Below are 22,459 nucleotides of genomic sequence, written 5' to 3' on the forward strand. Positions count from 1 at the left end.
ATAACTCCAAATCAAAATAATCAGTTTTTGTTTAATCCACAGCAGTATATTGAAAACTGGAATTTAGATGTTGTTTTTGCCGTAGACTCATTGGTTTTCAACAGCGGGTTAGATCTTCACTACGTGAATTTCCCATTTTATTGAGAATGATCTTTAAATGTTTTGTTATTGATGAGCAATAATAAAAGCTGCCATTGGAACCTATGGGTAGACCATGTTCAGCCATAAAACTCAAACTAGAAAAATGTAGGGTGCCTCGCCAATTTAATGTGCCGTAATTGAGGTTGGTTTGTTCTTTAGCAATTAAGGATTCATTGGAGTCTACTTGTCTATTTTTATTTAAATCGAGAAATACAATAAAGCCATGCTCCCACATTGAATCTTTGCAAGCAAGCATGTCAATTGATGGACAGATGACGACGTTTGTGTGATGAATAACAGCATGCTGTTTAGCAAGTTGTACATTGCTATTAATTTGTCTTAAAACGAAGTTACGTTCTTGATTTGCTTTTAATTGATGATAATAAGGCAGGGCTAACGTAATTAGTATTGACAAAACTAATGCTGTGATGGCAAGTTCTAATAATGTGAAAGCCATATATTTGTTGAGGTGCATAAATAACAACCTAAGTACCTGTATTTTTTAATTTAATAATGAATAATAATGTCTTGTTTTTTATTCATTTTATAATGAAAAATGTGTTTCTCTACTAATAAGAAAATGCTATAGTGAAACGCAAGTGACAATAAGCTATTCTTAAAAAGAAAGAGACCATAAATTTACTGAACTACAACTGAAATTGTAAGTAATTTTGTCAATAATTTACTTGATTAAAATTATCAAACACTTGGACAAACCAATTGAGTGTTTGTATTATTCAAGGTGAGTAGCTTAAAAATAAAACTGGGGTATTTAAAAAAGCCTATCTCAGGATAGCAAAAATTTTAAGCTTAGCTTGAACAACAATTGTTTATCTCTGGAGGATAAATCCATGAAAATGAGTCGTATTGCTTTAGCGATGCTCGTTGCTGCACCTTTGGCTGCTGCTAACGCAGGTGTAACCATTACGCCGTTAATGCTTGGTTATACAATGTTTGGTACCGACCATAACAATCGTAACTTAACGAATAGTCACGAATTACAAGATGACTTGATGGTTGGTGCTGCTTTGGGTATCGAGCTTACTCCTTGGTTAGGTTTTGAAGCTGAATATAACCAAGTAAAAGGTGATGTTGATCCAAGTGCTGGTGAATATAAGCAAAAACAAATCAATGGTAATTTCTATGCTACTTCAGATTTGTTTACTAAAAACTATGACAGCAAAATCAAGCCATACGTATTATTAGGTGCTGGTCACTATGAATACGATTTTGATGCTCCTGCTTTAGCTTATCGTGATGGTGAAGAAGGTACTTTAGGTAATGCTGGTCTTGGTGCTTTCTGGCGCTTAAATGATGCTTTATCTCTACGTACTGAGGCTCGTGCTACTTATAACATCGACGAAGACTTCTGGAACTATACAGCTTTAGCTGGTCTTAATGTGGTTCTTGGTGGTCACTTGAAACCTGCTGCACCAGTAGTAGAAGTTGAGCCAGTTGCTCCAGTTGAGCCAGTTCCTGAGCAATTGACTGAAGATCTTAACATGGAACTTCGTGTGTTCTTTGATACGAACAAATCAAACATCAAAGACCAATACAAGCCAGAAATTGCTAAAGTTGCTGAGAAGTTAGTTGAATATCCAAACGCTACTGCTCGCATCGAAGGTCACACAGACAACACAGGTCCACGTGCATTAAACGAACGTTTATCTTTAGCTCGTGCTAACTCTGTTAAATCTGCTCTTGTAAATGAATACAATGTAGATGCAGCTCGTTTGTCTACTCAAGGTTTCGCTTGGGATCAACCGATTGCTGACAACAAAACTAAAGAAGGTCGTGCTATGAACCGTCGTGTATTCGCGACAATCACTGGTAGCCGTACTGTTACAGTACAACCTGGTCAAGCTCAATAATTCATTATTGATTTTGATTTGAAAAAGCAGCCTTAAGGCTGCTTTTTCTTTGATGTTTGAATTATAAAATGATAAAGAATTAATCTCAAATTAAAAAACGAGCCAATTGGCTCGTTTTTAAACCTAGTGAGAGACTCTATTTATTGACCATCAAAGGTAATATGTGAGCTGGCATTCATTAAACGATCCGCCCCTTCTTCTGAAAGTTTGATTTGTAAACGTAAGTCGTTTGGCGAATCAGCATGTTTCAGCGCATCTTTATAGGTGATTTGCTTGGCTTTATATAGATCGTAGAGTGCTTGGTCAAAGGTCTGCATGCCGAGTTCACGTGAACGCTTCATAAGGTCTTTAATTTCATGAACATCACCTTTACGGATCAAGTCGGAAATTAAAGGGGAGTTAATCAGAATTTCAATCGCAGCTCGACGTGAATTGCCATCAATAGTTGGAATCAGTTGTTGAGCCACCATCGCTTTTAGATTTAAAGACAAGTCCATAAATAATTGACTATGACGATCAGCTTCAAAGAAGTGGATAATACGGTCAATGGCTTGGTTAGCGTTGTTGGCATGTAGTGTTGCGAAAACTAAATGTCCTGTTTCGGCAAAGGCAATCGCATAGTCCATAGTCTCACGTGATCGAATCTCACCAATCAGAATGACATCCGGTGCCTGACGTAAAGTATTTTTTAATGCGATTTCAAAAGAGTCTGTATCAATACCCACTTCACGTTGGGTAATAATACAGCCTGCATGTTCGTGAATAAATTCAATCGGGTCTTCAATGGTAATAATATGACCTTTGGAATTTTGGTTGCGATAACCAATGATCGATGCCAAAGAAGTCGATTTACCTGTCCCTGTTGCACCTACAAAGATAATGATGCCACGTTTGGTCATGGCTAAATCTTTCAATACAGGAGGAAGTTTAAGCTCATCCATGGTTGGAATTTTGGTTTCAATGCGACGAAGAACCATGCCGGGTTGATCACGTTGTTGAAAAGCACTAACACGAAAACGCGCTGTTTTTTCGCGATTCATAATCGCAAAGTTACATTCACGAGTCTCAGTAAATTCTTTACGCTGTTTGTCGCTCATGATTGAATTAATCAGTTGACCAACAATCTCACCAGTCAGCTTGGTCTTTGCAACGGGTACAATTTGACCATTAATTTTCATCGATGGTTCAACTTCAGCCGTGACAAAAAGATCCGAAGCTTTTTGTTGAATCATTAAATTGAGTAAGTCGTTAAAGTCCATAACCTTATCCTAATTCCGTTTCTGTATTCTTATAAGAATGATTCTGGTTGTTTGGCAACAGTACGTGCTGTTTGAGGACTAATCACACCTTTCGATACTAGAGTTTTAAGGCTCTGATCTAGGGTGGTCATACCATAGTTGGCACCTGTTTGAATGGCAGAGTACATTTGTGCAACTTTGTTTTCACGAATTAAGTTACGAATCGCTGGAATACCAATCATGATTTCATGGGCTGCCACACGACCTCCACCATTTTTCTTTAAGAGTGTTTGTGAAATGACGGCCTGTAGTGATTCTGAGAGCATCGCGCGAACCATATCTTTTTCTTCGGCAGGGAATACGTCAATGACACGGTCAATGGTTTTCGCTGCGGAGGTAGTATGCAGTGTACCGAAAACCAAGTGACCCGTTTCAGCAGCAGTTAAAGCCAGACGAATGGTTTCAAGGTCACGCATCTCACCGACTAGAATAATGTCAGGGTCTTCACGTAATGCTGAGCGGAGTGCTTCGTTGAAGCCATGAGTATCACGGTGTACTTCACGCTGGTTAATCAGACATTTTTTGGATTGGTGTACAAATTCGATTGGATCTTCGACCGTTAAAATATGGTCATAACGTCGATCATTAATGTAGTCCAGCATTGCGGCTAGGGTTGTTGATTTACCAGAACCCGTTGGTCCTGTGACCAATACGATGCCACGAGGGTAATCACAGATCTCTTTAAAAATATTGCCCAGACCAAGGTCGTCCATGGTCAAAACTTTAGATGGAATGGTACGGAATACAGCACCTGCACCGCGGTTCTGGTTAAATGCGTTGACACGGAAACGGGCAACCCCAGGAACTTCAAAAGAGAAGTCGGTTTCCAGTTGTTCTTCATAATCGCGACGCTGTTTGTCATTCATAATGTCGTACACCAGTTTGTGTACTTCTTTATGTTCTAATGCAGGTAGGTTGATACGTCTTACTTCACCGTCTACGCGAATCATTGGAGGCATACCCGCAGATAAGTGTAAGTCGGAAGCCCCGTTTTTTGCCGAAAAAGCCAATAATTCTGTAATATCCATGAATTCCCCGAGATCATATAAATCTTAATTATTTTGATAGAATAATAAGGCTTTCCTGCTGCTTAACCAACAGTTAGAGTTGCTGGAACGTAAAAAAAGATGAATGAAATGAGAAGATCGTCAATGAATAGTTTGAAAGAGTCGCGAAATCAGGTTTTAAAGCAAATAGAGGCTGCTTGTTCACGTACTGGGCGTGAAGCTGAAACGGTGCAATTGCTTGCGGTTTCAAAAACTCATCCAAGTGAGGCATTGCGTGACATGTATGCAATAGGGCAGCGTGCATTTGGAGAAAATTATCTGCAAGAGGCACTGGAAAAGATTGAGGCCTTGTCTGATTTAGAGATTGAGTGGCACTTTATTGGGCATGTGCAACGGAATAAAACCAAGCATTTGGCGGAAAAATTTGCTTGGGTGCATGGAGTAGATCGTTTGATTATTGCAGAACGTTTATCAGGTCAGCGATTGGCTACGCAGTCACCTTTGAATATTTGTCTACAAGTGAATATTGATGGACAAGATACCAAAGATGGATGTCAGCCAGAAGAAGTTGCTCAGTTGGTTGGTGAAATTAGTCAGCTTCCTCATTTAAGATTGCGTGGCATTATGGTGATTCCAGCACCCAACAATACAGCCGCTTTGATGGATGCCAGAAAGTTGTTTGATCAAGTCAAAGCATGTCACGCACATCCTCAGGATTGGGATACTTTAAGTATGGGGATGTCGGCTGATCTGGATGCTGCGATTGCAGCAGGTTCGACCATGGTGCGAATTGGGACGGCATTATTTGGTGCTCGAGATTATTCGAAATAAAGTTATCAGTCGGTTTTGTAGGTTTTGGCTGACAGGATTTGAGCCTTTTAACGTCTAGGTGAAAAAATTTATTCTTTCTATAATGAAACCATCAGGAACAGGATGTTTCTTTACAATAACAATAAAAGTGATGAATGGATGCAAAAGGCACGACAGGAGTTATGCCGTAGCAAGATCTAAAAAAGCCTCGACAGGAAGTCGGGGCTTTTTAGTTTTGAAATTAGCAATATTTTGATTGATGCTAAATTTTTAAAAAAGGCAGTACTTTTAATTTTAATAGAGATAGTTTTAATCATGCATTCACTTAGAATTTATAAATAATGCATGTCATTTCAAGTAATAAAAAAAACAGCCCGAAGGCTGTTTTTTAATAGGAAAATTATTCGCGGTCTAGATTCATTGGGTTAACATCCATTTCTTGGTAGGAAATCAACTTGGTTTTGTATTTCCATTTATAACCAAGCCAAATCGCCAAGAATAAGAAAATACCAATATAGGTCGATAAAACAGAGAGCCATTCACCATCAAGTACAGCTTGGTAGTTTTGACCTAAAACAACAATGGCACATAGAATAAAGGCAAACCACGGTGCAAATGGGAAGAATTTCGCACGATAAGCTAAGTCTTCAACCTTATGACCTTGGGTAACATAGCCTTTACGGAAACGATAGTGTGAGACAGCAATCCCTAACCAAACAATAAAGCCACACATACCTGACATGTTGAGCAGCCAATTAAAGACCTGTTCTTCTCCAATGAAAGTAGTTAAGAAGCAAAGTGCAGCAATTGCTGTTGTCGCATAAAGCGCATTCATGGGTACGCCGCGAGGGTCTAATTTGGCAAACACTTTAGGTGCACTGCCATTTTGAGCCATATTGAACAGCATGCGCGTCGATGAATACATCCCCGAGTTACCTGCCGATAGAATCGCAGTTAAAATCACGGCATTCATCACACTGGCAGCAAAGGCAAAACCAGCTTTTTCATAGAGTAAGGTAAACGGAGAGAGTGCAATATTCTCAGATGAAGCCGCTTGTAACAGGAGTGGATCATCATATGAAATGAGTGTGCCGATAATGAAAATACACACCACATAAAACAGTAGAATACGCCAAAAAATCTGTTTGATGGCAATTGGGATAGTCTTTTGAGGATCTTTCGATTCACCAGCAGCAACACCGACCATCTCGGTACCCTGAAACGAGAATCCTGCAATCATTGCTACACCAATCAGTGCAGATAAGCCACCAACGAAGGGTGCTTCACCCTTGCTCCAGTTGGCAAAAGTTGCGACATCTGGCGTCATCATGATTTTACCAATCATGAAAATACCAATGATGATAAACACAATAATGGCAAGGACTTTGACTAAGGAGAAGAAGAATTCACTTTCACCAAAGCCTTTGACTGTCAGTGCATTGATCCCAAAGACAACAGCTAAGAAGAGAGCACTCCAGTAGAAGCCGGGCAGGTCGGGAAACCAGAATTTCATGATGAATTGGACTGCAACCAATTCAAATGCAACCGTAATGGCCCAGTTATACCAATAGTTCCAGCCAAGGGCGAAACCAAAACCACCTTCAACATACTTGGTGCCATAGGTGAAAAATGCACCCGATGTTGGGTTATGTGTTGCTAACTCACCCAAACTGGTCATGAGAAAGTAAATCATCACACCAATTAAGCAGTAGGCCAATAACGCCCCGCCTGGACCAGCATTTGCAATGGTTGCACCTGAGGCAAGGAATAAACCTGTACCAATTGAACCACCAATGGCGATCATATTCAGATGGCGAGCTCCAAGCTTTCGCTTGAGTTGAGCTGGTTGAGTCGTTTCGCTCATCATTGTTCCTTAAGATTTCTTTTGTGTGCTGGCAAACAGCACTTTAAAGCCTTGTTGATCGGCTTTGGTTGTACATTGGCCAAAACTTTGCTCAATTAATAATGGATAATTCAGAAAGCGGTTGGCAACAATCCACAACTCGCCATCCGATTTAAGATGGCGACGGGATGTTTTGCATAAATTTTCGCTGGCATTGTAATCTGTATGAATGCCTTGATGGAATGGGGGATTGCTGACGATAGCGTGTAAGAATAGTGGTGCATCCTCAATGCCGTGTACCGCTTTAATCTCAAGTTGTTCTGGTAAAAGGTTATTTTTCTCAAAAGTCATTTTTGTTGAAGCTAATGCAAAGGCATCGACATCCAGTGCAAAAATGCGATTTTTCGGATTTAACTTGGCCAAATAGGCGCTGATCACACCTGCACCACAGCCAAAGTCTGCAATTTTTCCAGAAGTGACGTGTGAAAGATGAGGTAATAACACGGCTGTACCCACGTCTAGACGGTTTTGGCTAAATACACCTGGTAATGCGCAAATCTGTAATTCACCTTTCGGGGTTGGTACAGTGTAGTGTTGTGCCCAATCGGCCAAAGGTTTTGCCGTTACGGTTTTTTCGGTGACCAGTTGCCACATTTGACAATGTCGAGCGCTGTCTAATTTGAGGGTTTTACCAAAAGGTTGTAGCTGTTTAGAAGCACGTTCTACACCACCTTTCTTTTCACCAACTAAAAAGATCGATGCGCCTACGGCCAAACGACTGACCAGTTGGTGTAGCACATAGTTAAGTAGTTCTTTTGATTTTGGAACAAAAACAATGGCTTGTTCAAAGCTGACTTCTGGCAAATCTGTGCCAAAATGTACAGAGCTTTGTTGAGTCTCAAAATATTGTAATTCGTTAAAATTCCATGTCCAAAAATGAGGCTCTACAGCACCAATCAGCTGTGTATTTAATTCGTCACACGGTGCATTGACCAGTAAAACTGAGCCAGAGAGAAATTCCTGTTGACGAAGAACAACTTCACTTCGTGGATCCATCTTATTTACTCCATAGTAAAAACGATGCCCAGACAATGCTGGGCAAGGTGCATACAGAAATGAAAACTTATTTCTTCGTTTCAGGAAGCACAATATTTAAAATCAGTGCGGCAATACCACCTGTCGCAACACCCGAACTAAAAATGTTACGGAACAATTCAGGTAAATGTTCCAAGATTTGTGGAACTTGTGCAACACCTAGCCCCAGTGCCAATGAGATGGCAATAATAAGCAGTGCACGACGGTCTAAATGAACCCCAGCAAGAATGTTAATCCCCGATGCAGCTACTGCACCGAACATCACCATGACTGCACCACCGAGTACTGCTTGAGGCACAGCTTGAATTACGCCTGCCACTGCTGGTAATAAACCTAAAATGACCAACATGGCTGCAATCCAGATTCCGACATAACGGCTTGCAACACCCGTCAGCTGAATTACTCCATTGTTTTGTGCAAACACCGAGCTTGGGAAAGTATTAAAAATACCAGCAAGGAAAGAGTTCGCACCATTCACCAAGACACCGCCTTTAATACGTTCCATCCAAGTGGCACCATCCACAGGCTGGTTGGAAAGTTTTGAGGTCGCGGTGATATCACCAATGGCTTCCAAAGACGTCACTAAATAGATGAAGGCCATTGGAATAAACAAGCTCCAAGAGAAGCTGAGTCCAAAATGCATTGGCGTCGGAACTTGTACTAAAGGCGCATCTTTTAAACCTGAAAAATCCAGATGCCCCATAAAGCCTGCAAGAGTATATCCCGCAACTAAGGCAATTAAGATTGCAGAACTTTTTACCCATGTAATACGGATGCGATTCAGCAAGATAATTAAGCCTAAAACCGTACATGACATAATCAAGTTGTCTGTATTGGCGAAGGTGTTGTTGGACATGGCTTGATAGCCACCACCCATGCTAATTAAGCCTTCCTTAATTAAAGTCAGACCAATCAACAGCACCACAATGCCTGTTACCAAAGGTGTAATCAGCATTTTAACCCACGGTAAAATTCGTGACACCCCCATTTCAATGAATGAACCCGCAATTACCACACCAAAAATAGCGGCCATGACGGACTCTACTGGTGTACCCGCAGCGACCATGGCAGAGCCAATCCCGATGATTGGACCAATAAAGTTAAAGCTGGTGCCTTGAACAATCAGTAAGCCTGCGCCAAATGGTCCGACTTTTTTACATTGTAAAAAGGTTGCAATGCCTGAGATCACCAAAGACATGGATAAAATCATGTTGGTGTCTTGTTTGGAAACACCCAATGCTAAACAGATCAGTAAACCAGGAGTAACAATTGGAACAATAATCGCAAGTAAATGTTGGAAGGCTGCAAGGAAAGCTATGAAGGGTTGAGGGCGGTCATTTAAACCATAAACCAAATCAAGCTGATCTGGTTGATTGGGAGAGAGATTTTGATCAGACATATGTCAAAAGGTGTTAGCAAGATGGCGCTATTCTAATCGAGATACACAGCTTTACAAAACAAAATGCCGAGCACTTGTGAAAAAAAATGAGCTTGTCAATAAACTGTCACTACTAAAATCTATTATTTTTCTGTATAATTTGCCCTCAAATTTAAAGCGTATCGAATTTACATGTCAGATATCAAAACTCTCCGTAACATTGCCATTATTGCGCACGTCGATCATGGTAAGACGACTCTTGTCGACAAATTACTTCAACAATCAGGTGCACTCGGTGATCGCGCAGGTGAGATTGAGCGTGTCATGGATTCGGGCGCTATTGAAAGTGAACGTGGTATTACCATTCTTGCAAAGAACACTGCAATTAAATGGATGGATGCTCGTACGAATACTGAGTACCGTATTAACATCGTCGACACCCCAGGACACGCCGATTTCGGTGGTGAAGTGGAACGTGTAATGTCGATGGTTGACTGCGTACTTCTTCTTGTTGATTCTCAAGAAGGTCCAATGCCACAAACTCGTTTCGTAACGCAAAAAGCGTTCGCGCGTGGTTTGAAGCCAATCGTAATTATTAACAAAGTAGACAAGCCAAGCGCGCGTCCAGACTGGGTTATTGATCAAGTATTTGACTTGTTCGACAACCTTGGTGGTACTGACGAACAGCTAGACTTCCCAGTTGTTTATGCATCTGGTCTACGCGGTGTTGCTGGTCCTTCTCCAGAAGAGTTGGCTGACGACATGACGCCATTGTTCCAAACAATCGTTGACATTGTTGAACCACCAGCAGTTGATGTTGATGGTCCATTCCAAATGCAGATTTCTTCACTTGACTATAACAGCTTCGTAGGTGTTATTGGTGTTGGTCGTATTCAACGTGGTTCAATTGGTTTAAATACACCTGTAACTGTCATTGATAAAGACGGTAAGACGCGTAACGGCCGTATCTTAAAAATTATGGGTTACCATGGTTTAGATCGCGTTGATGTTGATTCAGCATCTGCTGGCGACATCGTATGTATTACAGGTATTGATGAACTTCATATTTCTGACACCATTTGTGATCCGAAAAATGTTGAAGCTTTACCACCATTGTCTGTAGATGAACCTACAGTGACAATGACTTTCCAAGTAAACAACTCACCGTTTGCAGGTAAAGAAGGTAAATTCGTTACTTCACGTAACATCCGTGAACGTTTAGACCGCGAATTAATTCATAACGTAGCATTACGTGTAGAAGACACTGACAGTCCAGACCGTTTCAAAGTTTCTGGTCGTGGTGAACTTCACCTTTCAGTTTTAATTGAAAATATGCGTCGTGAAGGTTTCGAAATGGGCGTATCTCGTCCACAAGTAATCTTGAAAGAAGTTGACGGTGAAAAGCAAGAACCATACGAAAACGTTACATTTGACGTTGAAGAACAGCACCAAGGTTCTGTAATGGAACAAATGGGTAGCCGTAAAGGTGAAATGACCAATATGGAAGTTGACGGTAAAGGCCGTATCCGTATTGAAGCAACTGTACCTTCACGTGGCTTAATTGGTTTCCGTTCTGAATTCTTGACCATGACTTCTGGTACAGGGATCATGACATCAAGCTTCTCTCACTACGGTCCGATGAAACAAGGTACTGTTGCGAAGCGTCAAAATGGTGTGTTGATTTCTATGGTTCAAGGTACTTGCTTGGGCTATGCACTGTTCAGCTTACAAGACCGTGGTCGTTTATTCGCTAAGCCGCAGTTAGAAGTTTACGAAGGTATGATCGTAGGTATTAACTCACGTTCAGACGATATGGTGGTTAACCCAACTAAAGCGAAACAGTTAACTAACGTACGTGCTTCTGGTACTGATGATGCGTTGACTCTTGTTCCAGCAGTTGAATACACGCTTGAACAAGCGCTTGAGTTCATTGAAGATGATGAATTAGTTGAAGTAACTCCTAAATCAATCCGTATCCGTAAGCGCTGGTTGACTGAAAACGAACGTAAGCGTAACAAATAAGTTATTCTTATCTTCGGATGATAAAAACCGCTGATTTCGATCAGCGGTTTTTTTGTATAAGTTGTTCAACAAAGCGTTGTAGAGAATTTACAAAACCAAGTAAATTAGATGGAAATATATAGATTTCAATAATGTATACTTCATCACATAAATTAAAGTCAAAAAAGAACTGGAGATTTAAATGAGCATTATTCAAGAATTTCGCGAATTCGCAGTTAAAGGGAATATGATTGACCTCGCCGTCGGTGTAATCATTGGTGGTGCATTTGGTAAGATTGTAGATTCATTGGTAAAAGACATCATCATGCCACTCATTACGGTCATTACAGGTGGTGGGGTAGATTTCACGCAAAAATTTATCGTGTTGGGTGATAATCCGAATAACCTGCAATCTTTAGATGAATTAACCAAAGCTGGAGTCAATATTCTGACCTACGGAAATTTTTTAACAGTTGCGATTAACTTCATTATTCTGGCGTGGGTAGTGTTTTTAATGGTGAAAATGTTGAATCGTATGCGCCGTAAACAAGAAGAAGCTGCAGCTGAACCAGCACCAACACCTGAAGATATTCAATTGTTACGTGAAATCCGTGATGAGTTAAAGAATAAATCATAATGGGTTGATGTCCAAAATCGGCAATTCAAGTTGCCGTTTTTTTTCGCCTAGAATTGGATGTCGGGAGCTAGTTTTTATAATTTATCCCCATTAAGATTTGCTTAGATTATTAAATTGAAGATGTTTGTCTGATGAATCAATTGTTTGTCTATGGAACCTTACGTCCCAATCATGAAAATGCACATCTTCTGGAGCGTATTGGTGGCACTTGGCAGAAAGCTTATGTAAATGGTGTGGTGTATATTTTGGACTGGGGACCAGATAAAGGGTTGTTTGCCATTGTGCTTGATCAGCATGCACCGAAAGTGGAAGGCTATCTGTTTATTTCGGAGAGATTATCTGATCATTGGGATGCTTTGGATGAATTCGAAGGTATGCAATATGAGCGCGTTTCGGTGCCAGTCGAATTAGAATCTGGTGAGCAAAGTGAAGCCTGGGTTTACCAAATGAAGGTCGATTAAAGTCAAATCCGACAGGGAAGTACCTAAAAGGTTTAGGTACTTCTCAGCTTATAGCAGTTAAAAAGCCATGCGAAATTTAATTTCAACCAGATGAAAACCAAACTGGCTTTTAATTGGACCATGCAAAACCCCTTCAGCAGCAGTAAATACCAGCTTATCAATCACAGGCACCAGTTGTCCTTTTTTCACTTCACCGAGTTCTCCGCCGCGTTTACCCGAATTACAGGTCGAATATTGTTTCGCAACTTTGGCAAAATCGGCACCATCGAGTATCTTTTTTTTCAATTGGTCGGCTAAATCTTTATCTTTGACCAGAATATGTCGAACAATGGCTGTTTTCATTTGATCTTACCTCGCTTGATCGATGCAGTTGTAGAGACTTTTTTCAAGGGTTGGCATTGAGGGCAAAAGACGCTGGCACGTTGTCCCAGTTTTAAATTTTCCAGAGTTGTTTCACAGTTCACACACATCTCTCCTGCACGTCCATAAGCCAACAGGGTTTGCTGGAAATAACCATTTTCTCCCATGGCATTACTATAGTCACGTAAGGTTGATCCACCCAGATCAATGGCTTGTTTTAAAATGCGTTTGATTTCCAGCACCAGTTTTTCAATTTGACTGGTCGTCAAACTGGACGCTGGTTGTGCTGGATGTATCCCCAGATTAAACAAACTTTCCGTTGCGTAGATATTCCCCACACCAACCACAACATGATTATCCATTACTGCAACTTTTATGCCGACATGCTTATTATTCAGCTTTTGAGTTAAATATTCAGCATTAAAGGCTTCGCTTAAGGGTTCAGGTCCCAGCGATGAAAGCAGTTTAGACTCTGTCTCAGCATCCCACCACAGGATACAGCCGAATCGGCGTGGATCATGGTAGCGTAATTGCATGTCATCAAACTGAATGATCAAATGATCATGTTTACGTTTCTCTTCATGGGTTTCACATAATCTAAAGCTTCCCGACATACCTAGATGCCAGAGCATGCGATCTTGTTCAAACTCAGCCAAAATATACTTGGAGCGACGTGTAAGTTTTAGCAGTTTTTGTCCCTGAAGGCGTTGTAGATCCTCTGGAATCGGCCAACGTAAGCGTGATTCATGCACAGTTACGGATTTTACCTGTTGCCCAATCAAAGGCAGTAGACTGGTTTTGGTGGTTTCAACTTCGGGTAATTCAGGCATAGGTTTTAAATGATCGGTTGGAAACAACAAGGCTAATATCGGGCTGAATGCGCGGGAATGCAAGTTTTTTCCAAGTTTGGTCAGTTTCTATTGAGTATGAAACTCAAACAATAGATGAAAAGAGTATTTGCAGCCTCGGCAGAATCTGTATAACGTGATAAGTCACGAAAATTAGAATGATGAGGCCTTGCATGTCACGCTTATTTCAGCCCATTCAGTATGGATCACTTCAAGTGAAAAATCGCATCGTTATTGCGCCGATGTGCCAATATTCAGCCAATGATCAGGGCGAATTAAGCTATTGGCATGAACAACAATGGGCGAACTATGCACTCTCGGGGGCAGGTTTGTGCATTGTGGAAGCCACTGCAGTGCAGCCAGAAGGGCGGATTAGCTTTGCAGATTTAGGGCTTTGGAATGATCGGCAACGTGATCAGATGCGACAGTTATTAGAAAAAGTTCGCTCTATTTCACCGATGCCTTTTGCCATTCAATTGGCACATGCTGGTCGTAAAGCCTCTACTGATAAACCTTGGCTAGGCAGAGGGCAAATTCCACCTGAAGATCAGCATGGTTGGCAAACGGTTTCTGCCAGTAATATTTCTTTTAATCCTAAAGATCTGCCTCCTCATGCACTGTCCATCGAAGAGCTCAAACAGGTTCAGCAAGATTTTGCTCAGGCAGCCGTACGTGCGGTAGAGGCAGGCTTCGATTTGATTGAGTTACATGCAGCGCATGGCTATTTGCTGCATCAGTTTTTGTCGCCACTCGCGAATCAACGTCAGGATGAATATGGTGGTAACTTTGAAAATCGGATTCGGATGACTTTAGAAACCTTCCAAGCAATGCAGTCTGCTGTTCCAGACGGTTATCCAATTGGGGTGCGTCTTTCGGCTCAAGACTGGTTTGATGGCGGCTGGACGGTTGAGGAATCGGTCGAATTGTCGAAACGATTGCAACAATTGGGGGCTACCTATATTCATGTGTCGAGTGGTGGCTTGCATGTAGAACAAGCCATTCAGATTGGCGCCAATTACCAAGTGCCATTTGCACAAACAGTGAAACAAGCCCTTGATATACCAGTGATTGCAGTAGGCTTAATTACCGAAGCTCAACAAGCAGAGCAAGTGTTGCAACAAGAACAAGCGGATGCAATTGGTTTGGCCCGCGCGATGTTATATGATCCGCGCTGGCCTTGGCATGCAGCGGCTGAACTGGGGGAAAGCATGGAAATTGCACCCCAATATTTGCGTTGCCAACCGCATGGGATCAAGCAATTGTTTAAGCCCTTTTCGGATTGAGCTCTTGGCACACTGCATTTAAATTTTAAATGGAGTATTGCCCTCATCGATTGATTCTAATGAATAGATAGGAGTTGTTTTGAACAAGCATTGGCGTGGAGCGAAAACGTGGTCTTAAGTACGATTTTGCCCATCATCTTATTGGTGCTGTTGGGTTTTGCTTGTGTCAAAGGTGGATTAATGCTGCCAGAGCAAATCAAAGCCTTGAGTGCCTTTGTAATTAAGATTGCGTTACCAGCCTTTTTATTACATGCCTTGGCGAGCCGTAACCTAGATGAGATTTGGCATCCCAGCTATTTCATTGCCTATGGTGGTGGTTCCTTGCTGCTGTTCGTTTGTGCCTTTGTTTTGTATCGGCAATATTTTCAACATCGCTTAACTGCATCTGCGGTTATGGCGATGGGGGCATCGATGTCGAATACAGGCTTTATTGGTACTGCGATTTTGACCATGTTAATTGGGCAACACGCGGCAATTTATATTTCACTGACCTTAATTATTGAAAATCTATTAATTGTGGCATTGGTGCTGATGATTGCGGAAGCCGGATTACAACAGGGCAGTCTGAAACAGGTAGTTTTATCCACCTTAAAGAATCTCCTGAAAAATCCTGTAATTCTTGCAATTATACTAGGCATGAGCTGTGTGTTGTTGGGTTTAAAATTACCAAGCGTGATTGATCAGATTCTAGCGATGCTGGGTAAAACGGCATCACCACTGGCATTATTTGTGATTGGTGGCAGTCTGGTGGGCATTGGCTTAAAAGCGGTCGATATGCAAAGTCTGATTTTGGTGTCGTTTAAAATTGTATTCATGCCGTTGACCATCTTTCTACTGTTTTCAGTATTGCCAGATGTCAGTCAAGAAATGCTCTATGCGGGTACTTTACTGGCAGCTTTACCCATGCCGATTGCCTTTGGAATTTTTGGTCAAACCTATGGTCTCAATGAAAAAGCTTTAACCCCGTTGATGTTGAGTACTGTTTTAGGTTTTGCTGTGATTAGTGGACTGATTGCCATATGGTGGGGCTAAGTACTGCAAAAACAGCTTTACATGAAATATCAAAAAGCCCATCCATTGATGGGCATTCTTTTGCTCAGCGATGTAAATTTTAGCTCTTTTTCGCCGCTTTCGTTGGTGCAGTTGCGGGAGCTTTGGCTTGTTCTGCCATCATTTTTTCAACCACGGCTAAGGATTCTTGGGCTTGAGGAACATTTTCTTTGGCAAGAGCAGAAAAGATTTTTTTCGCTTCAGGTAAGTTTTGCGGCACGATATTGCCATTGGTAAACATATTACCGACTGCCATTAAGGCTGGAATATAACCTTTTTGAGCTAAGTCTTGAATGTTTGCCAGACCTTGCTTGATAGGAGCTTCATCTTCATTTTTAAAGCCAGTGCTGATGTCATATAAAGCTTTGGCATGAATGGCTTGGAAATTGCCTTTTTTGATTAAAGGGTCTAGCTTTTGTAGCGCCAATTTGTCGGATGCTGGATTGTTTTCCGAAAACAGTAACACGGCAAGATCGACCGTCGCATCACTGAAGCCTTTGGCAGATGCTTTTTCAAAATATTGTTTTGCTTTGGCGGTATCCTGTTTTACCCCGAGCGATCCTGCGAGATAGTTTTTAGCTAATACATAGTCTGCGACTGGATAGCCTTTGCTGGCAGATTGTTCATACAATTGAATGGCTTTCTTTTCGTTTTTTGGTGCACCTTGTCCTGTCTGGGTCAAATAGCCCAAATTATAGAGTGCTTGAGCATTGCCTGCTTTACCCAGTTTTTCCAGTGCTTGATAGGCACCAGTCATGTTATTGGCTTTTACCATGGCTTCGACTTCGGCAAAGGCGGGATCAGTGGTCGGCGCTTTGTTTTCAGCGAAAGCAAATTGAGTTGAAATCGCGATTAGGCTGGCAAGAATTATTTTTTTCATCATTTAAAACCTTATGGGGGTATCCACACAATTCCATCTGTGCGTAGAGTAGAGGAACTTTTACATCATAAGTTGAATTGTCTGAATGTAAATATCGCAAAGCAGTTTTGCTCAAAATAATTATTTGTATTGATGTATGCGGAGTTTTAAGGCGTTGTGTATTTAAGCGAAGTCAATGAGTGACTTGAAGAATAACTCCATATCAAAGATATGGAGTGTGTATTTGCGAGATTGGTAAACAGCAAACTTGGGCATTAGGAACCTTAAAGCTTGCGCCAAGTTATATCTTCATCATTCAGCTCTACGGTAAAACTAAATTTGGCATCATCACTGACCAATAATGAATTTGGTGTTTTAAGTAAGACTTTGAGTACAGTGCCTTCTTCAAAGACTTTCGGTGCAAAATTTTCTTTTTCGAGGGTAATCGGTTTGATCAGTTCGATGACAAATGATTCCATTTTATTCTCCTTATGAATGGGGTTAAATTTATGGCAATAGTGTAGCATTCCTCATCTTTAATATTTATCACTCTTTGTTTGAAGAGTGAAATTAATCACGTAATTGTGTGTCATGGGAGAGGGTAAGCTCTGTTCTCCAAAAGACCTAGATATTGTCTCATTAAAGCGAATCTTTTAGAAAAATTGCAATAAACCAGAAATATAAGGTGAGATAGAAGCAAGAAAAATAATAATTATGTAAAGCACGCTGGCGCGAGAGGGGCAAATCTAGCTCTGAATGGGGAAAAGACAAAACACCTATAAATTATGAGATTGATCCACTAATTGGCTAGGTAAATGAGAATTGTTTTCATAAGTGAGTGATTCAAAAAGAAAAAAGTACAAATATCTGTAAAACTTCGTACCAGAAATTACACATTTAGGATTAGTATTCGAAGGGTATTCATTCCAATAACTCAAGGATTTTCGGGTTCGATGTTTAAATCATTTTTTCCAAATCCCAAATGGTTTTTTATTTCTGTATTGATCTGGTCGGTGATCAATGTCGCGCTGTGGTATACGGGTGGAAATACATGGGGAAGTGCCATTGGATGGCCAGAAGGATATGCGAGTGCTGAATTGCCGATTGGGGTAAGCCGTTTCTGGTCAGCTTCATTCTTATGGTTTTATCTCTGGTTTTTTATATCGACCGCATTGTTTGCTGCTTTTTGGCGATTTTTTTCTGACAGTAAGTGGCAGCGCTGGTCGATTTGGGGCTCTGCCTTCATTTTATTTAACATCTGGTTTGGGGTGCAGGTCAGTGTTGCGATTAATGCGTGGTATGGACCGTTCTGGGACTTAATCCAAAATATGTTGGGTAAAGGCGGGGATATTAAAGACCTGTATACGGGAACTTTAACTTTCCTTTACATTGCCATGGTTGCCGTGACTTTTGCGGTGGTCAATGCATTTTTTACCAGCCATTACGTGTTTCGTTGGCGGACGGCAATGAATGAATACTATACCGAGCGTTGGGAGCAATTACGTCGTGTTGAAGGGGCATCACAGCGTGTACAGGAAGATACCATGCGCTTTGCAACCATTATGGAAGATCTTGGTGTTGAACTGATTAAAGCCATTATGGTGTTGGTGGCGTTCTTGCCTATTCTATTTGACTTGTCCAAACATGTTCCTGTGTTGCCTATTGTTGGTGAAATTCAGCATTCACTGGTCTGGGCATCTATTATCTGGGCAATTTTTGGAACCGTGTTGTTGATGGTGGTCGGCAGTAAATTACCGGGTTTGGAATTTAACAATCAGAAAGTGGAAGCCGCCTATCGTAAAGAACTGGTCTATGGCGAAGATCATGCAGATCGTGCGCAGCCAGCAACTTTAACGGAGCTTTTTAGTCGAGTACGCAAGAACTATTTCCGACTGTATTTCCATTATGCTTATTTTAATTTGGTTGCTACGTGGTATCGCCAACTGGATATTCTCTATAGCTTGGTGGTGCTGTTTCCATCTATTGCAGCGGGAAAAATGACTTTAGGTCTGGTCAATCAAATTGGGAATGTATTTGATAAAGTTCGCGAATCATTTCAATATCTGATTATGTCATGGAAAACCATTATTGAACTGTTGTCGATTTATAAGCGTTTAAAAGCCTTTGAATCGATTTTGGATGATTAATTTGAAAGATTAGTCTCGCTTCTAAAAACCTGCAATTGGCAGGTTTTTTTATGCTGAACATAAATGGAATCTGTGAGATCGGCAGAAACGCGTTAAACTAAAATACGATCATGACAATAAATAATAGTGAATTCATCATGAAATTTATCCCTTCTTTTCTTTCAGCAAGCTGTTTGATATCAATCAGTCTCGCAGCACTGGCACAAGACATTCAAGGCATGTCCTTTTCCCATCAAGACTGGGAAATCTATTGTAGTAATACAGGGACTTGTCGTGCAGCAGGTTATCAAAATGATGAAGCTAGTGCGTTAGAGCCCGCTTCCATTCTTTTGACACGTCATGCAGGTGCAAAGCAACCTGTTCGGGCAGAATTTGCATTAGCCAGCTTTGAAGAAGAAGTCTTGCCTGAGTCCAAAGTTAAGAATATTCATTTTTTTGTAAATGATAGAGATTTAGGGGTAGTCAATGTGGATAGCAATCAGCTTCCTTTGATGGGAACGCTGTCTCATTTGCAAGTGAATGCTTTATTACAAGTTGCTGCACAAAATGCCAAAATTGAGTTTAAAAATCAGGATTTCCATTGGCAAATCTCAGACCAAGGCATGACTGCGACATTGTTAAAAATGGATGATTTTCAAAAGCGGTTAAACACGGTCGGTGCCATAATTAAAAAAGGGCAGAACAGTGAAGCTCGAGTACGTACAGCAGCACCGAAATTGCAGGTGAAACAGGTTAAATCAGCAAATTCACCTTACCTATCTTTAGAGCCTCAGCATCGCCAATATCAAGCGTTGTATAAGACCTTGATTTCGGCACAACCCAAAGGGGAAGAGGTTGCAGAAGGCTTTTGCGAGGGAATTTATACGGGAGATGGGCAAGAGCCACAAGCGATTCAACTTTATAAATTGAGCAATCAGAAGATTTTAGCTACAACGCTGTGCTGGCGTGCTGCCTATAATGAAGGCTATGGCATGTGGGTTTTAGATACTGCATTGAAAGGTCCTGCAACTTTTGTCACGGAAACGGCTTCAGACTTTTCCGAAGGGCGGATTCATAGTGGACAAAAAGGGCGTGGTATCGGAGATTGCTGGGCAGTTGCCGAATGGGTGTGGAATGGTCAGCAGTTTGTGCAAACTATCGATCGCTGGACAGGCATGTGCCGAGGTTTGGCCGCAGGCGGTGTCTGGAATTTAGATAAAATTGAAGCCATCGTAAAGTAGTGTTATGGAAATCCATATTCGATCTTGAGAATGAGGAGCTCATCCTCATTCCTTGTTTTTGTTAATTGATACAAATAAAAGTATAAAAAGAAAAAATGATTGGCATTAAATTGGGTGAATTTGATCGGGTTTTCAATAAAAATATAAAAATGAATAATAAAATCAATAATCTATGATTTGTTATTTTATGTAATATGCGATATTTTTAAACAATAAAATAATTAATGAGAACGACGACGTGAATTTAAAAAAATTCATTTTTATTGGGGCACTGGGATTAACTTTGCAGGGCTGTAACCATTTGAGTGGTTTTGGTTCAGATTCCAAGAATAATTATGCCTCTGCACAAGCGTTAATTGACCAGAAGAACTTGAATGCTGCGAATGGGGGCGCGAAAGAATATGTCTATGATTGGGGACAACAACAAAGTTCAAATGAAATTCAAGCGTTATATCCGCGCAAGTATTTAGGCAATTATTGTCATGCCAAAGGCGGAAAATTTTCCTTGTTGTATAAAAGTCATCTGCATTTGGTAAAAGATCAGGCTCAGAAAAAACGTCTGAATGCGAACAGTCAAGTGAAGCAGGGTGTCGGAGCATATCAGTGTGTGTTGGCTGATGAACGATGGATTGTTTCGATTGAACCAACGGCAGAAGGTAAATTGGATTCAAATGCAAAGGCACGTACGGTGAGTTTACAGACTCGTGTTTTGAGTGCAGATGAAGCCAAGCAATTCTATAAAAATGGTGGATTTGCAGCTTCGGAGAAAAAGTCGACGAAGACTGCGACTTCAGCCAAGTCGAACAAAGCAGAAAGCAGCAAAGACACAGACAATAAAAAAGAAGCCGAGAAGAAGAAAGACTCCAAGCCCGCGGAAGGCGTACAAACTGCTTCAGCATCTGCTGTAGAAACGCCTCAGCAGCAACAATTAAAAGCCTATGTAGCAGCGCGACGCGATCTGAGTAAAGGCACCAACAAATTAAACGCCTGTAACAATGCTCAACGTGCCTATAACTTCGGGAAATTGACGGGGACGAATGCCAATGTGTATACCGATTCAGGCATGCTCGTTGCACGCTGTTTGACCAGTGTGCCCGCATACAGTAGCCGTTTTTCCAATCCCAAAGGACAAGCCAATAAAATTTTGCAGAACCTTGCCAGCAACTATAACCATGCTGGTGCAAAACGCATGTTAAAACAGGTGCAATAAACAATGCTTTGAGAAGTTAAAGGCGATGAAACTGGCGTGGTCACGGAATGATAACCAATCAATAGGAACATGGGATGTGTAACAGTTCAGATAATGGCGCTTACTTTGAAGCCCCTTTATTGGATCGGGAGGTGAGAGAATATGAGGTTAATATTCAGCTCACCCCTTATTTTTATAATGATGCAGGTCGACCCAGCTATTTAAGTATATTGCCAGACAAGGTGAAACCACTAGCTTTGGCAGTTGAAAGCCAGAAAAATAAAGGTAAAGAATACCGCGTACCACGTTCTTTAGGCAGCAAAGACACGGCGCCTTATGGCTTAGAAACCCAATTGGAGTTTGAAGGTGCTGAGTTTGAATTTGAACCCTTATGGGCAACCCGAGAAAATGCCGCTGCTTTTGGCTTCACTTTGCTAGAAGCAGGTCAAGCCATTCAAATTCAAAGCCCCGTGACCATACTTTCCCAAATTGAATATGACTACGGCATGTGGGCAAGTTACTGGTGTCCCTATTTAGATGCAGGCAAACCCGCAGGGAGTGGTAAAACCTTATTTCCTTTTATTTGTACCGATCTGGAACATCATGATTTTCCGCATATCTTTGCTTCAACGGATGAAAGCTTACCTTTGGTAATTAGCGTGGCGCGTTATTGGCCGAAGCGCAAGAAAATCTATCTGGCTGATTTGTGGATTCCTGTAGGTTCAGCCTTGTATTTACCCCCGCAACCTGCACATTCGGAGCGAGAATACATTAACCTGCATAACAACCGTAACTCGGCACATGCCTGTTGGGGGAGTGCTCAGCAAACTATCCTGAAAACGCATACCTTATTGCAAAATCAAGGCGGCTATTTTTATTGGTACTGGAACAAATCTCCAACCATCCACCATCAGTTGCCCTTAATGAAATAGATCAACACTTGGTTGCGTTCCTTAGACTG

General features: G+C 41.2%; 21 protein-coding genes. 11 read left to right on the top strand and 10 right to left on the bottom strand.

Features of this window, described 5'->3' with window-relative positions; genetic code table 11:
- Positions 1 to 97: 97 nt before the first annotated feature.
- Positions 98 to 616: a GspH/FimT family pseudopilin gene (locus MKI85_RS08760; RefSeq protein ID WP_241626916.1), complete on the bottom strand. Its 519-nt coding sequence runs from the start codon at positions 614 to 616 to the stop codon at positions 98 to 100.
- A gap of 376 nt (positions 617 to 992) precedes the next feature.
- Here MKI85_RS08760 and omp38 point away from each other — a divergent pair, with 376 nt between their 5' ends.
- Positions 993 to 2,012, top strand: coding sequence for an outer membrane protein Omp38 (gene omp38, locus MKI85_RS08765; protein ID WP_241626917.1), 1,020 nt, complete (start codon positions 993 to 995; stop codon positions 2,010 to 2,012).
- A gap of 140 nt (positions 2,013 to 2,152) precedes the next feature.
- On the opposite strand, the gene MKI85_RS08770 is transcribed toward omp38, so the two are convergent.
- A complete protein-coding gene (locus tag MKI85_RS08770; protein ID WP_241626919.1) occupies positions 2,153 to 3,271 on the bottom strand; it encodes a PilT/PilU family type 4a pilus ATPase in 1,119 nt (372 codons plus the stop codon).
- Positions 3,272 to 3,300: 29 nt separating this feature from the next.
- Positions 3,301 to 4,338 (bottom strand): type IV pilus twitching motility protein PilT, encoded by a 1,038-nt coding sequence (locus MKI85_RS08775; RefSeq protein WP_100242154.1) that lies wholly within the window; start codon positions 4,336 to 4,338, stop codon positions 3,301 to 3,303.
- A gap of 123 nt (positions 4,339 to 4,461) precedes the next feature.
- On the opposite strand from MKI85_RS08775, the gene MKI85_RS08780 reads away from it, so the two are divergent.
- Positions 4,462 to 5,148 carry a YggS family pyridoxal phosphate-dependent enzyme gene (locus MKI85_RS08780; protein ID WP_241626921.1) on the top strand — a complete coding sequence of 229 codons (687 nt, stop codon included), beginning with the start codon at positions 4,462 to 4,464 and terminating at the stop codon, positions 5,146 to 5,148.
- Between the two features lie 379 nt (positions 5,149 to 5,527).
- On the opposite strand, the gene MKI85_RS08785 is transcribed toward MKI85_RS08780, so the two are convergent.
- The 3 genes from MKI85_RS08785 to MKI85_RS08795 form a co-directional block, all read right to left on the bottom strand.
- Positions 5,528 to 6,991 (bottom strand): amino acid permease, encoded by a 1,464-nt coding sequence (locus tag MKI85_RS08785; protein ID WP_241626923.1) that lies wholly within the window; start codon positions 6,989 to 6,991, stop codon positions 5,528 to 5,530.
- 9 nt (positions 6,992 to 7,000) lie between these two features.
- Positions 7,001 to 8,026 (bottom strand): class I SAM-dependent methyltransferase, encoded by a 1,026-nt coding sequence (locus MKI85_RS08790; RefSeq protein ID WP_241626925.1) that lies wholly within the window; start codon positions 8,024 to 8,026, stop codon positions 7,001 to 7,003.
- A gap of 67 nt (positions 8,027 to 8,093) precedes the next feature.
- On the bottom strand, positions 8,094 to 9,464 hold the full coding sequence (locus MKI85_RS08795; RefSeq protein WP_241626927.1) for a uracil-xanthine permease family protein: 1,371 nt from the start codon (positions 9,462 to 9,464) through the stop codon (positions 8,094 to 8,096).
- 171 nt (positions 9,465 to 9,635) lie between these two features.
- Between MKI85_RS08795 and typA the strand changes: the two genes are divergently transcribed.
- The 3 genes from typA to MKI85_RS08810 all read left to right on the top strand — a co-directional run bounded on the left by typA (position 9,636) and on the right by MKI85_RS08810 (position 12,542).
- Complete coding sequence (gene typA, locus MKI85_RS08800; RefSeq protein ID WP_241626929.1) at positions 9,636 to 11,465, top strand: translational GTPase TypA; 1,830 nt, start codon at positions 9,636 to 9,638, stop codon at positions 11,463 to 11,465.
- Between the two features lie 181 nt (positions 11,466 to 11,646).
- Positions 11,647 to 12,081 (top strand): large conductance mechanosensitive channel protein MscL, encoded by a 435-nt coding sequence (gene mscL / locus MKI85_RS08805; protein WP_241626931.1) that lies wholly within the window; start codon positions 11,647 to 11,649, stop codon positions 12,079 to 12,081.
- Positions 12,082 to 12,212: 131 nt separating this feature from the next.
- Positions 12,213 to 12,542 carry a gamma-glutamylcyclotransferase family protein gene (locus tag MKI85_RS08810; protein ID WP_241626933.1) on the top strand — a complete coding sequence of 110 codons (330 nt, stop codon included), beginning with the start codon at positions 12,213 to 12,215 and terminating at the stop codon, positions 12,540 to 12,542.
- A 57-nt stretch (positions 12,543 to 12,599) separates the two neighbouring features.
- Here the strand turns inward: MKI85_RS08810 and MKI85_RS08815 are convergent, their stop codons facing one another.
- Both MKI85_RS08815 and mutM read right to left on the bottom strand, forming a co-directional pair.
- Positions 12,600 to 12,884, bottom strand: coding sequence for a peptidylprolyl isomerase (locus MKI85_RS08815; protein ID WP_241626935.1), 285 nt, complete (start codon positions 12,882 to 12,884; stop codon positions 12,600 to 12,602).
- Positions 12,881 to 13,732 carry a bifunctional DNA-formamidopyrimidine glycosylase/DNA-(apurinic or apyrimidinic site) lyase gene (gene mutM / locus MKI85_RS08820; protein WP_241627111.1) on the bottom strand — a complete coding sequence of 284 codons (852 nt, stop codon included), beginning with the start codon at positions 13,730 to 13,732 and terminating at the stop codon, positions 12,881 to 12,883. The genes MKI85_RS08815 and mutM overlap by 4 nt, the downstream gene beginning before the upstream one ends.
- A 191-nt stretch (positions 13,733 to 13,923) precedes the next feature.
- On the opposite strand from mutM, the gene MKI85_RS08825 reads away from it, so the two are divergent.
- On the top strand, positions 13,924 to 15,033 hold the full coding sequence (locus MKI85_RS08825; protein ID WP_241626937.1) for an NADH:flavin oxidoreductase/NADH oxidase: 1,110 nt from the start codon (positions 13,924 to 13,926) through the stop codon (positions 15,031 to 15,033).
- A gap of 108 nt (positions 15,034 to 15,141) precedes the next feature.
- Entirely contained in the window at positions 15,142 to 16,065 is a 924-nt protein-coding gene (locus tag MKI85_RS08830; RefSeq protein WP_241626940.1) for an AEC family transporter, read from the top strand.
- A gap of 79 nt (positions 16,066 to 16,144) precedes the next feature.
- Here MKI85_RS08830 and MKI85_RS08835 read toward each other — a convergent pair whose 3' ends face one another.
- A complete protein-coding gene (locus tag MKI85_RS08835) occupies positions 16,145 to 16,963 on the bottom strand; it encodes a tetratricopeptide repeat protein (RefSeq protein WP_241626942.1) in 819 nt (272 codons plus the stop codon).
- Between the two features lie 263 nt (positions 16,964 to 17,226).
- Positions 17,227 to 17,421, bottom strand: a complete 195-nt coding sequence (locus MKI85_RS08840; RefSeq protein ID WP_241626944.1) for a hypothetical protein — start codon at positions 17,419 to 17,421, stop codon at positions 17,227 to 17,229.
- 474 nt (positions 17,422 to 17,895) lie between these two features.
- Between MKI85_RS08840 and sbmA the strand changes: the two genes are divergently transcribed.
- From sbmA to MKI85_RS08860, 4 genes are all read left to right on the top strand, one after another.
- Positions 17,896 to 19,089 (top strand): peptide antibiotic transporter SbmA, encoded by a 1,194-nt coding sequence (gene sbmA / locus MKI85_RS08845; protein WP_241626946.1) that lies wholly within the window; start codon positions 17,896 to 17,898, stop codon positions 19,087 to 19,089.
- A gap of 146 nt (positions 19,090 to 19,235) precedes the next feature.
- The gene (locus MKI85_RS08850; RefSeq protein WP_413351710.1) at positions 19,236 to 20,309 is read left to right on the top strand and encodes a DUF1176 domain-containing protein; all 1,074 of its coding nucleotides are present in this window, start codon (positions 19,236 to 19,238) and stop codon (positions 20,307 to 20,309) included.
- A 238-nt stretch (positions 20,310 to 20,547) separates the two neighbouring features.
- Positions 20,548 to 21,519: a hypothetical protein gene (locus MKI85_RS08855; protein ID WP_241626950.1), complete on the top strand. Its 972-nt coding sequence runs from the start codon at positions 20,548 to 20,550 to the stop codon at positions 21,517 to 21,519.
- A 74-nt stretch (positions 21,520 to 21,593) separates the two neighbouring features.
- Entirely contained in the window at positions 21,594 to 22,430 is an 837-nt protein-coding gene (locus MKI85_RS08860) for a hypothetical protein (protein WP_241626952.1), read from the top strand.
- Positions 22,431 to 22,459: the final 29 nt, after the last annotated feature.

The organism is Acinetobacter zhairuonensis (assembly GCF_022601715.1).
In the GTDB taxonomy this organism is placed as follows: domain Bacteria; phylum Pseudomonadota; class Gammaproteobacteria; order Pseudomonadales; family Moraxellaceae; genus Acinetobacter.

Coding starts and splice junctions, on each gene's coding strand:
- MKI85_RS08760 (WP_241626916.1), bottom strand. CDS start 616: ATGCACCTCAACAAATATATGGCTTTCACATTATTAGAACTTGCCATC.
- omp38 (WP_241626917.1), top strand. CDS start 993: ATGAAAATGAGTCGTATTGCTTTAGCGATGCTCGTTGCTGCACCTTTG.
- MKI85_RS08770 (WP_241626919.1), bottom strand. CDS start 3,271: ATGGACTTTAACGACTTACTCAATTTAATGATTCAACAAAAAGCTTCG.
- MKI85_RS08775 (WP_100242154.1), bottom strand. CDS start 4,338: ATGGATATTACAGAATTATTGGCTTTTTCGGCAAAAAACGGGGCTTCC.
- MKI85_RS08780 (WP_241626921.1), top strand. CDS start 4,462: ATGAATAGTTTGAAAGAGTCGCGAAATCAGGTTTTAAAGCAAATAGAG.
- MKI85_RS08785 (WP_241626923.1), bottom strand. CDS start 6,991: ATGAGCGAAACGACTCAACCAGCTCAACTCAAGCGAAAGCTTGGAGCT.
- MKI85_RS08790 (WP_241626925.1), bottom strand. CDS start 8,026: ATGGATCCACGAAGTGAAGTTGTTCTTCGTCAACAGGAATTTCTCTCT.
- MKI85_RS08795 (WP_241626927.1), bottom strand. CDS start 9,464: ATGTCTGATCAAAATCTCTCTCCCAATCAACCAGATCAGCTTGATTTG.
- typA (WP_241626929.1), top strand. CDS start 9,636: ATGTCAGATATCAAAACTCTCCGTAACATTGCCATTATTGCGCACGTC.
- mscL (WP_241626931.1), top strand. CDS start 11,647: ATGAGCATTATTCAAGAATTTCGCGAATTCGCAGTTAAAGGGAATATG.
- MKI85_RS08810 (WP_241626933.1), top strand. CDS start 12,213: ATGAATCAATTGTTTGTCTATGGAACCTTACGTCCCAATCATGAAAAT.
- MKI85_RS08815 (WP_241626935.1), bottom strand. CDS start 12,884: ATGAAAACAGCCATTGTTCGACATATTCTGGTCAAAGATAAAGATTTA.
- mutM (WP_241627111.1), bottom strand. CDS start 13,732: ATGCCTGAATTACCCGAAGTTGAAACCACCAAAACCAGTCTACTGCCT.
- MKI85_RS08825 (WP_241626937.1), top strand. CDS start 13,924: ATGTCACGCTTATTTCAGCCCATTCAGTATGGATCACTTCAAGTGAAA.
- MKI85_RS08835 (WP_241626942.1), bottom strand. CDS start 16,963: ATGAAAAAAATAATTCTTGCCAGCCTAATCGCGATTTCAACTCAATTT.
- MKI85_RS08840 (WP_241626944.1), bottom strand. CDS start 17,421: ATGGAATCATTTGTCATCGAACTGATCAAACCGATTACCCTCGAAAAA.
- sbmA (WP_241626946.1), top strand. CDS start 17,896: ATGTTTAAATCATTTTTTCCAAATCCCAAATGGTTTTTTATTTCTGTA.
- MKI85_RS08860 (WP_241626952.1), top strand. CDS start 21,594: ATGTGTAACAGTTCAGATAATGGCGCTTACTTTGAAGCCCCTTTATTG.